The 15944-nt window shown below is 39.5% G+C and carries 10 protein-coding genes; 3 read left to right on the forward strand and 7 right to left on the reverse strand.

All coding sequences use genetic code 11. The features are described from left to right. Nucleotides 1-18: 18 nt before the first annotated feature. The 7 genes from C3K47_RS03970 to C3K47_RS03995 all read right to left on the reverse strand — a co-directional run bounded on the left by C3K47_RS03970 (nt 19) and on the right by C3K47_RS03995 (nt 12214). On the reverse strand, nt 19-2412 hold the full coding sequence (locus C3K47_RS03970; protein WP_103787894.1) for an ABC transporter permease: 2394 nt from the start codon (nt 2410-2412) through the stop codon (nt 19-21). Between the two features lie 107 nt (nt 2413-2519). Then, entirely contained in the window at nt 2520-4880 is a 2361-nt protein-coding gene (locus C3K47_RS03975) for an ABC transporter permease (protein WP_103787819.1), read from the reverse strand. A gap of 28 nt (nt 4881-4908) precedes the next feature. Then, nucleotides 4909-5043, reverse strand: coding sequence for a hypothetical protein (locus C3K47_RS19780; RefSeq protein WP_262508174.1), 135 nt, complete (start codon nt 5041-5043; stop codon nt 4909-4911). An 85-nt stretch (nt 5044-5128) separates the two neighbouring features. Then, on the reverse strand, nt 5129-7555 hold the full coding sequence (locus tag C3K47_RS03980) for an ABC transporter permease (RefSeq protein WP_103787820.1): 2427 nt from the start codon (nt 7553-7555) through the stop codon (nt 5129-5131). Between the two features lie 145 nt (nt 7556-7700). Beyond that, a complete protein-coding gene (locus tag C3K47_RS03985) occupies nt 7701-10058 on the reverse strand; it encodes an ABC transporter permease (protein ID WP_103787821.1) in 2358 nt (785 codons plus the stop codon). Nucleotides 10059-10199: 141 nt separating this feature from the next. Further along, entirely contained in the window at nt 10200-10877 is a 678-nt protein-coding gene (locus C3K47_RS03990; protein ID WP_103787822.1) for an ABC transporter ATP-binding protein, read from the reverse strand. A 74-nt stretch (nt 10878-10951) separates the two neighbouring features. Continuing rightward, nucleotides 10952-12214, reverse strand: coding sequence for an efflux RND transporter periplasmic adaptor subunit (locus C3K47_RS03995; RefSeq protein ID WP_103787895.1), 1263 nt, complete (start codon nt 12212-12214; stop codon nt 10952-10954). Between the two features lie 280 nt (nt 12215-12494). Between C3K47_RS03995 and C3K47_RS04005 the strand changes: the two genes are divergently transcribed. From C3K47_RS04005 to C3K47_RS04015, 3 genes are all read left to right on the forward strand, one after another. After that, on the forward strand, nt 12495-13892 hold the full coding sequence (locus C3K47_RS04005) for a sigma-54-dependent transcriptional regulator (protein WP_103787824.1): 1398 nt from the start codon (nt 12495-12497) through the stop codon (nt 13890-13892). Continuing rightward, nucleotides 13882-15231: a sensor histidine kinase gene (locus C3K47_RS04010; protein ID WP_103787825.1), complete on the forward strand. Its 1350-nt coding sequence runs from the start codon at nt 13882-13884 to the stop codon at nt 15229-15231. The genes C3K47_RS04005 and C3K47_RS04010 overlap by 11 nt, the downstream gene beginning before the upstream one ends. A gap of 103 nt (nt 15232-15334) precedes the next feature. After that, nucleotides 15335-15943 carry a polysaccharide deacetylase family protein gene (locus C3K47_RS04015; protein WP_103787826.1) on the forward strand — a complete coding sequence of 203 codons (609 nt, stop codon included), beginning with the start codon at nt 15335-15337 and terminating at the stop codon, nt 15941-15943. The last annotated feature ends 1 nt before the right edge of the window (nt 15944 follow it).

The raw sequence follows: 15944 nt of genomic DNA on the forward strand, positions 1-15944 counted from the left end.
CTGAGCGAAGTCGAAGCCTTACTCTGTTCTCAAACTCTTCACCGGATTGGCCATGGCCACACGAACGGCTTGGTAGCTTACCGTTAGTAATGCAATTAAAATTACCAGCACACCTGTTGCAGTAAATATTCCCCAACTAACATTAATGCGATAAGGATAGTTTTCCAGCCATTTATTGGTTACCCACCAAGCTATTGGCATTGATATTAAAAAGGCAACGATGATGAGCTTAAGAAAATCTTTGGATAATAAGGCCACTACCCCTCCTACTGAAGCTCCCAGCACTTTGCGAATGCCAATTTCTTTGGTTCTCTTTTCAGCAGATAAAACCGAAAGGCCAAACAAACCAATGGCTGAAATGAAAATGGTCAACACAGCGCCAAACAACAAGATAGTTTTCCATTTAGCCTCACTCTGATAATTCTCAAGGTTTTCGATATGCTTGAATTTGTAAACGTAAGGGTTAATTGGGAACAGCTTCTTGAACACCTTTTCAATGTATTCAAGGCTTGCCGTTTCGGTACGTGGCTTAATTTTGATGAAGACAATGCCATAGCCATTATCCTTTTTCATAGTGAATAACTGCGGACCAATCTTTCTGCCTAAACCCTCAAAATGATAATCCTTCACCACACCTATCACATTATACTTTGTATTATGGTACCAAAAATCAACTACTTGGTTCAACGGCTCCTTCCAACCGGCTTCCTTTACAAAAGCTTCGTTAACGATAACCGAATGGCTTGAATCAGAAGGATAATCCTGAGAGAAATTACGTCCTTGAATAACCGGCACTTTCAACAAAGGCAAATAGGTTTCGTCAACGGTTTCGTAGGCAAACTGCATTTGTTTCTCACCATTAACTTTAGCCATAGTGCCCCAAAAACCTCCGTTTTTAGGTGCAACTTCCAATATATCCGGGCTCTTTTTCAACTCGTTTTTAAACACCAGTGCCTGCTCTCTGGATAGATCCCATTTTTGCACGCCAATTAAATTTGCATCGTCGTAACCCAGTTTTGCATTTGTTAAGTAGTTGAACTGTGAGAAAATAGTAAGGGTGGCAATAATTAAAAACGATGCTAATGCAAACTGCGTAACCACCAATAATTTTTGAAGGTAGTTTTTGCCGGCCAGCATAAAACGTCCGTAAAGTGTTTGCGTTGGGTTATATTTTGAAAGCACTAGAGCCGGATAAAAACCTGCCAGTAAACCAGTGATCAAAAACAATAATACATAGCCGCTAACGAGCTTTGCATCAATCAGGTAGCTAAACGACAATGCTTTATTCGACAAATCGTTGAAAACCGGCAAGATCAGTTGCACCACTCCTAAGGCAAGCACAAAAGCGATAAAGCATAGGATGAATGATTCACCCATAAATTGCATGATCAGCTGCATTCTTCCTCCGCCAACAACTTTGCGTATACCTATCTCTTTGGCTCTTTTAACCGATCGGGCTACAGTTAGATTAATAAAATTGATGCACGCGATCAGCAAAATAAAAATGGCAATTCCGGAGAGTATATAAGAAAACATGGGATTACTGCCACCGACCAAGCCATTTTGAGCGGGCATTTCAGTACTAAGGTGCATGTTGGCATAAGGCTGCAACAAGTACTCCCATTTTTGAGTAACACCATATTTATCAAATTGCGCCTTTATTTCAGATGCGGCATCTTTCTCATAAACCATTTTCATTTTGCGCTCCACGGCCTGCGCATTGGCCGTTGGCTTTAAAACAATAAAGGTGTTAAGAAAGAAATTGAACCAGTTCTCGCTATTTTGTTCATCCTCTTTTGATACGATCATCGGCAACAAGACATCGAACTTAAGAGATGAATTTTGCGGACATTTTTTAGCAACTGCAGTAACGGTATAAGGAACGAACTTCTTGTTTTCTTCAAAAAGGATGGCTTTACCAACCGCATCAGTCGTACCGAACTGTTTTATTGCTTCTGTCTCGCTGAGCACCACCGTTTGCGGATGCACAAGAGCCGTATTAGGATCTCCGCTTAGCAGTGGGAATGAAAACATCGAAAAGAAATTTGAATCGACATATGAAAGTTCCTGCGAATAAATTTCGCCCTTGCTTTTTATATCGCGGTTTCCACCTTGCACACGAACAAAGGCTTCGATATCGGGAATATTTTGGGTGAAACGAGGCCCCTGGAAATATCCTGTTATGGCATCCTTGCGCCCTTTTACACCATCTTTTGTTACTTCCTGAAAACCGATCCGATAGATCTGATTCACATTTTTATGGAACCGATCATAACTCACCTCATCCTTTACATACAAGACAATGAGCATTGCACAGGTTAGGCCTAAACTCAGCCCTGCGATATTGATGAAGGAATAAACTTTATTCCGAAGTAAATTCCTTAATGCCGTTTTAAAATAGTTTTTTAACATAACTGTATTTTTAACTATAAGCCTTAGTGACACAACTCTATTTTCCACCTCATAATATTTCCCTTCCAAAGAATTGCACTGATTTTCAAAAGCTCAACTTCTTACTTCTATTCCGTTCTTAAACTTTTTACTGGATTGGCTCTGGCCGCTTTAACCGCCTGAAAACTTACAGTAAGCATTGCTATTGCAATGGCAGCGAAGTCGGCAATAACAAATACACTCCATCCTATATCAATACGATAAGCAAAATCCTGAAGCCATTTATGCATAGCCCACCAAGCCAATGGAGAAGCGATAACAATAGCGATCAAAACCAGTCGTAAGAAATCTTTGCTCAGCATAGCCAAAATACCCGGCACGCTGGCGCCCAGCACTTTGCGAACACCAATTTCCTTAGTTCTTTGCTCTGCGGTAAAAGTGACCAGGCCAAACAATCCTAAGCATGAAATAAATATGGCCAGAAAGGCAAAGTATCTTGAAAGCTTGTTAACCGTAAATTCTGTTTTATAGGTCTTCGATATTTCCTGATCAGTAAAATTATACCTGAAAGGAAAGCCAGGATTGAACTGTTTCACCATCTTTTCCATACTTGCGAGGGCCTGTTTGGTTTTACCAGCTTCTGATCGTATGATCACGAATGAGCCATACCCCCAGTCTTTTTTTACTAAACGAAGTATCAATGGTTCAATAGGAACATGTAATGAATTATGGTGAAAATCCTTCATTACCCCAATAATAGTTCCTTTGTCACCCCACATAGTCAACTCCTTTCCAACAGGGTCCTTATACCCAATTTTTCTGGCCGCAGCTTCATTTACCAGGTAGTTCAACGTGTCAGTTCCATAACCGTTACTAAAGTCACGCCCATTCACCAATTGAATACCCATCGTATTTATATAATCATAGCTAATAGGGTTTGAACTGAATAGGATGAGCTTGGTGGTGTCTTTGCCGGGCCAGGTTACCCCTTGAGTAGAGCTACCTACTTCCAAAGGGCTACTTGAAGCACTTGTGACATTTTTTATCCCCGGTTGTTTAAGTAGTTCTTGTTTAAACGTTGGGAAGTTCTTTGCTAATTCGCCTTCTAAGGGAATGAATAAAAGATCTTCCCTGGCAAAGCCCAGATTCTTATTATGAATAAAATCGATTTGTCTGTATACCACAATCATTCCGAGTATTAAAATGATAGATAGCGAGAATTGAAAAACGACCAAAGCTTTACGAAAAAAAGCAGCACTTGGATTAATTTTCAACGCTCCTTTTAAAACAACTATCGGTTTAAGAGATGACATGAACAAGGCCGGATACGAGCCTGAAATAATTCCGGTTAACAGGGTTAGCAAAATAATTGTCGACCAAAAAGAAGCATCACCAAAATTGAGGGCAAGCTGTTTATCGGTTAAGGCATTGAACGAAGGAAGAATGAAAAGGACAATCAGCAAAGCCGCCCCCATTGCCATAAAAGAAACCAATAGGGATTCACCAATAAACTGCCCTATTAATTGTCTTTTACTTGCACCAACTACTTTTCGCACCCCAATCTCCCTGCTTCGTTTAAGCGAACGAGCGGTGGCAAGATTCATGAAATTAATACAGGCAATTAAAAGTATAACAATGGCTACAACTGAAAATATTCGCACATACTCTATTCGTCCACCATTTGGCTTTCCATCTTCCCAGTTCGAATACAGGTATGATTCGCCGTAATTTTGCAAAAACACTTCTACATTGCTGCCCTTGTTCTTACTTTTTATATACCCCTTAAGTTTAGCATTTACTTTCTCAAGCGACGTATTTGGAGCAAGCATTACATAGCAACGCGGACCATTATTGCCCCAATCTTTTGCCCATGTATTTTGTTTTGCCCATAAATCGAAACTCATTAAAAAATCAAATTTCAAAGAAGATGACTTTGGAATTTCGTCGAGTACACCTGTAACAATCACATTTTCCCTGTTATCAATGCGGATCATTTTTCCCATAGGATCCTGACCTTTAAAGTATTTATCCGCAAGTTTCTTTGACAACACCACCGCATCAGGGCGAGCGAGGGCCGTAGCCACGTCGCCTTTGGTCAGTTTAAACGAAAACATTTTTAAGAAATCCTTTTGCACGTAACGGCCCTTTTCTTTGTCGAAGGTATCGTTCACGGTAAAAAGAGGCTCTTCTTCCCATAGGAACTGGCTTGCCATTTGAATTTCAGGAATATCCTTTACTACGTTTTCAGCAAAGATTCCCGGTGTTGAAGGGAAAGTTGATATGGCCCCTGAAAAAAACTGGTTTTCCATCACACGATAAAGCCGGCTGTCATTAGCATGGAACTTATCCATAGCCAACTCATCTTTAACCCAAAGCATAATCAACAGGCTGCAGGTCATCCCCAGTGCCAAGCCCATTATATTTATGAAAGAGAACAACTTGTTGTTCAACAAATTTCTCCAGGCGGTTTTAAAATAATTTTTTAACATAGTCTTAGCTTGTGTACGTTAAAGAGTCTTAGTGAATTGATATCCAAAACAGCATCAATGCACTGCAAATAACCCCCAGGGCAAGTCCCAATACAGTAAGCACAATGGTGCCTTGAATTTGAAACTTGTTTTTCATCTGTCTTTCAATAATGTGAGGTCCCATAGTTTTTAGTTATAAGTTATTTTTAGCCTTCGACTACGCTCAGGCAGACGCTATTGGAAGTATCACGCTGAGCGAAGTCGAAGCGTTACTCTGTTCTTAAACTTTTCACCGGGTTAGCCAAAGCTGCTTTTACTGACTGGAAGCTGAGCGTAACCAGTGCAATTACTAATGCGGTAAGACCGGCTAAAACAAACACCCACCAACCAATTTCAATGCGGTAAACAAAATCTTGTAACCATTTATTCATGGCGTACCAGGCTATCGGAAAAGCAATAAGCGAGGCGATTAACACCAGTTTTAGGAAATCTTTTGAAAGCATTGCAATAATATTAGCAGCCGAAGCTCCCAGTACTTTGCGGATGCCAATTTCTTTGGTGCGTTGTTCGGCCGAGTAAGCCACTAATCCGAACAAACCCAAACAGGCTATTACAATGGCAAGCAGTGCGAAAATGATTGCGATTTTACCGATGTGCTGCTCGGAACGATACATTTCGTCAAAAGCACCATCAAGGAAACGGTAGCTGAACGGCATTCCAGGAGCCAGTGCTTTCCATTTTGTTTCCACCTGAGCAATTAAACTTTTAACGCTTGATGTTTTCACTTTAAAAGCTGCATAGCCATCGGTTTTTGCAAGAAATAAACACAAAGGGCCAATATTTTGACGTAGAGATTGATAATGGAAGTTTTTGACTACACCTATGATCGTATAGCTAATCATTACTCCCGATTGAAGGTCTTTAAGTGTGTAGATCTTTTGACCAATTGGATTTTTATAACCTAATATTTTTGCTGCGGTTTCATTAATGATCACTGCGTTTGAATCGGTTCCAAACTCTTTAGAAAAGTTTCTTCCCTCCTTCAGTTGAATACCAAGCGTTTTAAAATAATCATGTTCCACCCCCCATGTTTGGGTACTAAAGGAGTTTTGAACACTCATCACCGTTTCCGTAGAAATGGTGCGTTCATTCCGCCAGGATGAAGAAACAGGCAAGAAACCACTTACAGTAGCACTTACCACACCTGGCATATTGCTAACGTCATTCTTAAAAACATCGATATTTTTTTGAAGCGAACCTGCTCCATCAACAATCAAAACCTGCTCTTTATCGAAACCCAATTTTTTGGTTTGTATGTAATTAAGCTGGCAATAAACAATGATGGTTCCGATAATTAATACAATAGAGGTAACAAACTGAAAGACTACCAAACCGCTGCGCAGACTACTGCTTTTCATGCCGCCCGAAAGTTTTCCTTTCAACACCACCACCGGCTGAAAACCCGACAGGAAAAACGCGGGATAACTACCTGAAATAACACCCACTATAATCGGCAGCATTACTAACCATACAAGAATCCGGGTATTTAACAGATCTTTAATTGAGAGCGTTTTTGCGGCCACATCATTGAAGTAAGGCAACACTAACCAAGCTATAACTATAGCAATGGAAGTTGAAATAATAACAGTAAGTATTGATTCGGTTAGAAACTGTCCGATAAGACCTTTGCGTTCTGTCCCCAACACTTTACGTATCCCCACTTCTTTAGCTCGGCGACTCGAACGGGCAGTTGAAAGGTTCATGAAATTGATACAGGCCAGCAAAAGAATAAACAATGCTACTGCTGAAAATATATAGATGTACTGAATATTACTATTTGGAGCTATCTCCGCAACACGATCTGATCTTAGGTGAATATCTGTTAATGGCATCAGACTGTAATCGATTTTATTTCCGGCTTTGTAAAAATCATCCATGCTGTTTATTTGCATAATCTGCTTGGCCTGCGGAAAAATGTACTTCTGAATTACCTGTGCAAAATTCTTTTCAAATGCCTTATGGTCTGTTCCTTCTTTAAGGAGTACATACGTATGAAAATTATGGCTTAAAAAAGTACCAAAGCCATAATCCAAATTTTGCATCGGAAAGAAGAAATCAAAATTGAAATGCGAATTATGCGGTATGTCTTTTATTACAGCGGTAACCTTAAACGGTGTTTTATTGGCTTCAATAACTTTGCCTAAGGCATTTGTTGTACCAAAGTATTTAATGGCTGTTGATGCTGTAATTACTACTGAGTTAGGCTCTGTAAGAGCTTGCTGAGGATCACCTTCAATAACAGGAAGCGTAAATACACTGAATAAGGTAGAGTCAACGTGTGCAATACGCTCTTCCTTAAGATACTCATTACCTTTTTTCACCAACTTACCACCACCTGAACTATAAATACGAACGAATTCTTCAACCTGAGGATAATCTTTTTTAAGCGTTGCCCCCATTGGATCAGAAGTAACAGCATACTTCGATTCAATACTGCCAAATTTCAAATCAGAATTTATACGAAAAATCCGATCAGCGTTTACGTTATAGCGATCGTAGCTGAGCTCATCAACTACGTATAACGAAATAAGAATGAAACAAGCTAAACCGGTAGCCAGTCCAATTATATTGATGAGGGAGAAGGTTTTGTTCTTAACCAGGTTTCTCCATGCAATTTTTATATAGTTGCTTAACATGATAGTAGGTTAGTTTTTATGTTATAAGTTGTTTGTTTTAACCTTCGTCTTCGCTCAGGCTGACGAGGTATTCGATTACGATCAGGCCATCCTTGTCATGCTGAACGAAGTCGAAGCGATTGCCCTGCTGAGCGTAGCTGAAGTGTTATTCGGTTCGTAAACTCTTTACCGGATTAGCCATTGCAGCCTTTATGGCTTGGTAGCTCACCGTTGAAAAAGCAATGAGAATGGATAGTATTCCCGAAGCAATGAAAATCCACCATTGCATATTTATATGATAGCTGAATGTTTGCAGCCACTTACTCATTGCCCAATAAGCAATGGGCGAAGCAATAAGAATGGCTATAACAATCAGCTTTAAAAAATCTTTGGATAATAAAGCGGTTATATTAATTACCGAAGCGCCCAATACCTTACGCACACCAATTTCTTTTATGCGGTTTTCGGCCATATACGTTGCCAGACCAAACAAGCCCATGCAAGAGATGATAATGGTTAATGCCGCAAAAAGACTGATCAGTTTTGAAGTGCGCTCTGCATCATTGAACTTCTTCGCATATTCCTGGTCAATAAACTGGTACTCGAACGGAAACTGAAAATTGTATTTCTTGAATATCTGCTCCGCTGTTTTAATGTTTTGAGCCGTTGAGTTTGCATTATTTAATTTGATATGGATTACATTGAACCATCCTTTGGCTCCTTCAATTACCATAGGTTGAGTATTTTCAAATGGCGACTGCAGCACAAAATCTTTAATCACGCCCACTACATGCCAATCGATGCTATTGTCTTTAACTATTTGACCAATCGGATCTTTAAAACCCATTATTCTTACCGCCGACTCACTTAAGAGACAGGCTGTTGAGTCAGTTGGAAATTCTTTCAGGTTGATATCACGCCCTTGAGTAATCGTTAAACCGATGGTTTTGGTAAGGTCATCATCCACACAAAAGCGGTTGAATATAATTTTTGATTTCGGATCTTTTCCCTTCCATTCGAAACCCCAGGAATTGCTCCAGCCTTCGGTAATTGGTGCGCTGGTTTTACATACCGAAACAGCAGCACCTGAATTCAGTAATTCGTTTTTAATTAAAGGATATTTTTTAACAAGGTCTTCAGTTAAAAAATGATAGATCAGGTTATCTTTTGAATATCCGGTTTCCCGGTCCTGTGAAAACAGTATCTGTTTTTTGATAAAAAGTGTGGAAATAATAAGCACAATGGCAATGGCAAACTGTATTACCACCAATACTTTGCGCGGACTAAAAGAAGTATGCGCTGCCTTTAAAACTCCTTTTAGTACCCGCACCGGTTGAAATGCAGAAAGGTAAAAGGCAGGATAACTTCCGGCCAGCACGCCTGTAAACAGTATGAAAGAAACTAAAAAAATCCAGAACCTGATATCGGTATATTGAACCGTTAATTGTTTATCGGTAATGCTGTTGAAGAGTGGTAAAAAGAACTGAACCAGCGCTAGAGCAAAAACACCTGCAATAAAGGCAAGCATAATCGATTCGCCTAAAAACTGACCGATCAGGGTTGATTTTTCAGCGCCAACAACTTTACGAATACCCACTTCTTTTGCCCGTTTTTCACTTCTTGCCGTACTTAAATTCATGAAATTAATGCAGGCAATTACAAGGATAAATACAGCCAACAATCCAAAGATCTTAACCAGATCAATTCTTCCGCCCGCAATTTTACCCTCAAATTGAGTATACAGCCTAAGCTTAGTTAATGGATGAAGAAAAAGTTCATTTTGCTCTTGTCCTTTTGAGTGTTTTATGGTGAAATCTTTAACCTTCGTACTAAAGGCTTCGGCATTAACATGAGGTTTTAATTCGATAAAAGTGTTAGTTGAGTTATTGCCCCAGTAATCATCGTCCCAGCCAATTTTTGTTAAATAGGCCCAAGGCAATAAATATTCAAATTGAAAACGTGAGTTTGTTGGCGGGCTTTTTACTAATCCGGTAACAATAAAATTGTCTTTATTCTCAATTCTGATCGTCTTTCCAATCGGATTATCATCATTGAACAAGCTTTTTGCAAGTTTTTCAGTGATCACAATCGAATAGACATTATTCAGAGCTGTTTTCGCATCGCCTTTTAGTACCGGAAAAGAAAACATAGTTAAAAAACCCGGATCAACAAATCCACCAGGCACCCGCAGTTTATTGTCGCCTACAATTAATAAAAACGGACTCCTGATTTCCACCCGCGAAACTTCCTGTATATCGGGCATTTCTTGCTTTAAGGTTTTACCTAAAACCTTCGGTGTAAAATCCCACGATTGTAATTTGCCATCAAACACCGAACGGTTCCACATTTGATAAATGCGGTCTTTTTTCTCATGAAACTTATCATAACTGAATTCATGCTGAATCCACATTAAAATTAGAATAGCACTGGCCATACCCATAGCCAAACCCGAAATATTTATAAATGAGAATCCTTTGTTTCTCAATAAATTTCTAAATGCTATTTTAAAGTAGTTGCGTAACATGAGTTTGATGATTTAGCAAAAGGCCCTGCCCGGCAGGGCCCTTAATTGAAACTTAAATAAATGAAGATCTTATAATCGGTGGTTGACTTAGTGATAAACCATTGAAGCAAAATGCCAATGACTAATCGCCAAACCCACAATTTATATCATCACATTCTCCAGCACCACTTGACCGTCGAGCATTCGAACAATGCGGTGACTATAACGGGCATCGTGCTCAGAGTGAGTAACCATTATCACAGTTGTTCCTGCATCGTTTAATTCGGTAAGCATTTGCATTACTTCGTTACCATTGATTGAGTCAAGGTTACCGGTAGGCTCATCGGCAAGGATCAGTCTTGGTCGGTTAACAACAGCACGCGCAACAGCCACACGCTGCTGCTGTCCACCCGACAATTGCTGAGGGAAGTGATTCTTACGGTGCATGATCTGCATTTTCTCTAACACCTCTTCCACACGTTTCTTGCGTTCATCGGCTCCTACTTTTAGGTAAAGCAAAGGCAACTCAACATTTTCATAAACCGTTAACTCATCGATCAAATTGAAGCTTTGGAAAACAAAACCAATATGTTGTTTGCGCAAACCTGCACGCTTACGTTCGTTGTAGTGAGCTACTTCCTGACCGGCAAACACAAAACTTCCACCATCAGGATCATCGAGCAAACCCAAAATATTTAACAAGGTAGATTTGCCACAACCCGAGGGGCCCATGATGGCAACAAACTCACCTTCCTTAACATCAAATGATACTTTGTTAAGGGCAACGGTTTCTACATCTTCAGTTCTGTAGATCTTTTCCAGGTTGGATATCTTTATCATAGTTTATAATTGATTACACTGATTTATAAATTGATTAACTCGTCGTCCATGGACCATGGACTGTAAACTATTAACTATTTACTCTCTCCTCCAATATTCAATTCCTGTATCTCTCCATAGTTCTCATAGCTCGAGGTCACTACTTTGTCTCCTGTTTTCAAGCCGCCCAAAACCTCATAATAATCTGGATTTTGACGACCCAATTGGACATCAACCTTATAGGCTGTTTTTCCATCGGCGCTTACTTTAAACACCCAATTACCGCCGGTTTGTTGATAAAATCCTCCTTTAGGTAGCAATAAGGCTTGAGTTTCGTCGCCTAATGCCAGTCTGATTTGTAAGGTTTGGCCTCTTCTTATTCCTTTTGGAACGCTGCCAACAAACTCCATATCTACCTGGAATCGGCCATTTGACACTTGCGAATACACCTTTTTCACTTTTAGCTTATAGTTTTCATTTCCAATTTGAAAGTCACCGCCTAAACCGGTAAACACTCTCGAAATGTAATGCTCATCTATATCAGCTCTAACTTTAAAGCCACTTAATACATCTATTTGCCCCAAACGCTCGCCTTTATTCTTCGACTGACCGATCTCTGCATCCAAAGAGGTCAACTGCCCGTCAACCGGCGACTTCACTGTAAGATCTTCCGCTTTCTGACGCATCAATGCTAATGCACTTTGCATACGAACCAATGATTGCTTCATTTGAACCAACTGCTGGTTGGTGGCAACGGTATCTTTTTTCAAAGTTTCAATGGTTAATTTCTTACGGCGAACCTGGTAATTGTACTCGTTCTCTGAGGCCTTAAATTCCTGGTAAGAAACCACTTTCTGATCGTAAAGGGTTTTATTCATCTTGTACTTGCGTTCGGCCTCAGCAAAAGCATTGTCAACATCAGCCATTTGATTTAACTGGCGGATACTGTTCTGGTCAGCTAGGTTATGGGTATTTTGCATATTGGTGATAAGGTCGTAAACAGCCGTTTCACGATTCACCAGGTCCAATTCAAGATCGGTATTTGCTAATTTTAAGATCGGCTGGCCTGCTTTAACAATGGCACCGTCTTCAACAAATTTTTGTTCAATACGACCACCTTCTACCGCGTCAAGGTAAATAGTGGTAACGGGTTGAACCACGCCATTAATTGGAATAAACTCCTGAAAAGCGCCGGTTTTAACTTCACCTATAATGATCTGTTCATTTTTTACATTTAAACGAGATTTACCACTGATAGAGAAGTAACTAAAACCAATCAATCCTGTAATGGCTGCCACACCTGCAATAGTTGCAATCTTTTTAGCAGTCCATTTTTTCTTTTCTATAATCCTGTCCAAAGCTTTAAAATTTGGACTAGCTATCTTCAAAAGCGTGCCACTCAAAAAACAGGCTTATTTTCAAGCTATTGAGCTTTTTACATTTATTTTAACCAAAATAAAGTGTTCGGTTTCGTTACAACTTCTGTTCGCTTACGAACAACCGTTCATTGCGGCTATCCTGTACTGCACTGAAACAAAGCACTATTTATTAACTGCACGAAAATTGTTGATTGCATTATAGGCTGCCGTACAGCTTTTTTGTAGTACTTTTATCGGAAAAAAGCCTTCTTTTTTAAAAATGAAATTGAAAAACGCCAAAATTCTCATTGTTGACGATGACCCGGATGTATTAGTAGCAATGAAAATGCTGCTGCAACCAGAAGTTAAGGAGCTTGTTACCGAAAAAAATCCTGAGAATTTAAATGCCTTGATCAGCCGTAATAACTTCGATCTGATCATTTTGGATATGAATTTTAAAAGTGCCTTAAATACCGGGAATGAAGGTTTTTTTTGGCTGAACAAGATCAGGGAACAGGACAAAGAGGCGTTGGTAATAATGATTACCGCTTATGGAGATATCAACCTTGCCATTCGTTCGTTAAAAGAGGGTGCAAGTGACTTTGTAGTGAAGCCCTGGCGCAATGAAAAATTAATTGAAGTTATTACAGAAGCTTTAGGCAAAACACTTAATAGTAGTAAGCCAAACCAAGGCGCTATACAGGTTAATGAAAAACCAGTTCGAAACGGAACATCAAAAGAAAATGAAAGCCTTACTGTTGAAATTATAGGTGACTCAGAAGCGATGCAGGAAGTTTTTTTCAAGATCGATAAAATTGGCCCCACTGACGCAAATGTGCTGATTTTGGGAGAAAACGGAACCGGAAAGGACCTGGTGGCAAGAGCTTTACATGAACGATCACTTCGAAAAGATAAACCTTATATTGCTGTTGACCTGGGAGCTCTTACCGAAACTTTATTTGAAAGTGAACTGTTTGGCCATAGAAAAGGAGCCTTTACCGATGCTCGGGAAGATCGAACCGGAAGAATAGAAGCTGCTTCGGGAGGAACCTTGTTTTTGGACGAAATCGGAAACATCTCTTTGTATCAACAGGCCAAACTCTTATCTGTTTTGCAAAACAGGCACATTGTACGCTTAGGTACCAATCAAATGGTTCCGGTGGATATTCGATTGATCTGTGCGACTAATGTTCCTATTTATGAATTGGCATCGGAAGCACGTTTCCGAAAAGATTTAATTTATCGGATCAATACCGTTGAGATCACCTTACCTCCGTTACGTAAGCGGGGAAATGACATTGAACTACTTGCCCGTCATTTTCTAAAGATCTATACCACCAAATACAATAAATCAGGAATTGATTTTGAGACTGCCGCGCTGATCAAACTAAAGCAATACAACTGGCCAGGCAATGTTCGTGAGCTTCAACATACCATTGAACGAGCCGTGATTATGGCAGGCGAAGGTTTCATCAGGGCGCATGAACTTTCTTTTTCGCCAATTGAACATGCCGAGCTGATGATAGATGAACCTAAAAGCTTTCAACTTCATGACATTGAAAAAGACACCATTTTAAAAGCCATAGAAAAACACCAGGGCAATATTAGCAAAGCTGCCAGGGAACTTGGAATTACTCGAACTGCATTATATCGCCGTTTAAATAAATATGACATCTAAACGCTTCGAACTAGTACTAATTGGCCGGGTGCTACTGCTATTCGTTACACTTTGTACAACGGCCTGGCTTTTTGTAAAATACCAAACGTGGTATCCGTTGTTACTACTTGTCATTGCTGTGTTTCAGCTGCTGGCCATCATCCGATACGTTAACCGAATAAATACCGAGCTGAAAGATTTCATCGGTGCTATTAAGTACAAGGATTTTAGCCAACATTACAGCGTTCAAAAAGCTCCGGCTTCGGTGGCTTTATTACGACAAGTTTTTAATGATGTAGGAAAAGCTTTCAATCAATTGAACATCGAAAAAGAAACCCAGTACAGGTATTTACAAACCGTTATGGAAATTGTTGACACCGGAATATTGCTTTTTGATGAAGATGGTTCAGTGAAATGGATGAATGAGGCGGCAAAAAAAATGTTCAACTTACCCGAACTGAAAAATATTGAAGGCTTAAAAAGTAGGAACAGGGAACTGAAGGAAATTATTGAATCATTAACTCCGGGAGAGAATAGGCTGTTGGAAATTGAAACGGGTCATTTTCCGATAAAGATCATTTCATCAACAATGCATTTCAGATTAAATGGCAAAACGCAATCGATGTTTGTATTCAAAAATGTAAACGATGCAGTGCAAGAAACCGAAATGCAAACCTGGCAAAAACTGTTGCGAACCATTACCCATGAAATTATGAATTCGGTGGCTCCTATTGCTTCACTGGCCGAAACATTGAAAAAACGGATCAATTTCCTGCAAACAGAAGGTGGTTTTGAGACATCCGACAATGAAGCTATTGAAGATATTGAGCTAATGGTGGATGTGATCAGAAAAAGAAGCGATGGTCTTTTAAAATTTGCCGAGACCTACCGTAGTTTAAGTAAAATAACCATTCCAACATTATCAACCATCAATATACAAGACTTGTTTGCCAATCTTAACCAGTTATTGGGGCCCGACCTAAAGCAAAAAGGCATTAAGATCATTGCTGAATTACGAGATCACGGTTTAAAAATTGAAGCAGACATTTCACTGATTGAGCAGGTTTTGATCAACCTGATCTTGAACGCAGCCGAAGCGGTGAAGGACCGTGAAAACCCACAAATTAAACTGTTATCATTTTTAAATGAAGCCAATCGCATCGTTATTGAAGTTATTGATAACGGTACAGGAATACCACAGGAATTAAAAGATCAAATTTTCATTCCATTTTTTACCACCCGCAAAAATGGTTCGGGAATCGGATTAAGTTTATCACGTCAGATTATGCAATTACATAAAGGCTCCATCATTGTTGATTCAAGGGAAAATGAAGGAAGTATTTTCCGGCTGATTTTTTAACTAGTGAGATTAATCAGCAATTTAACATTACATTAAAGGAAAGCCAATAGAAATTTCGTAATTCGTAATTCGTAATTCGTAATTCGTAATTCTAAAATTAATTATGTATCCGGTAAAGACTCCCTATTTTATAAAAAAGCTGTTTCCTTCATTAACCTGGAACTTTACAAGGGCTGAGAAAGTATTATATCTTACTTTTGATGACGGACCGATACCGGAAGTAACCCCATTTGTTGTAGAACAACTCAAAATATACAATGCGAAAGCGACTTTTTTTTGCATTGGTGATAATGTTCGCAAGCATCCTGAAGTTTTTGAACTATTGAAAAAAAACGGGCACTCCATCGGAAATCATACCTTCAACCATTTAAATGGATGGCATAGCCCAACCGCCGACTATGTGAAAAACATTCAAAAATGTAATGAACTGGTAAAAGCTCAACTATTCCGACCACCATATGGGAAGATCCGCCCAACACAAATCCTTAACCTGAAAAAGAACTATAAAATAGTTATGTGGGATGTTTTAAGTGGCGATTTCGATTTGAATTTAACTCCCGAAGAATGTTTAGAAAATGTGCTAAAGCATACCGAAAACGGCTCCATCATTGTTTTTCATGACAGCCTTAAAGCCGAACCGCGATTGCGGCATACTTTGCCACTTGCTTTAGCCCATTGGGCCAAACAAGGTTATAATTTCAAAGGATTATAGG

The sequence above is a fragment of the Solitalea longa genome (assembly GCF_002920915.1).
GTDB classification, from domain to species: Bacteria; Bacteroidota; Bacteroidia; order Sphingobacteriales; family Sphingobacteriaceae; genus Solitalea; species Solitalea longa.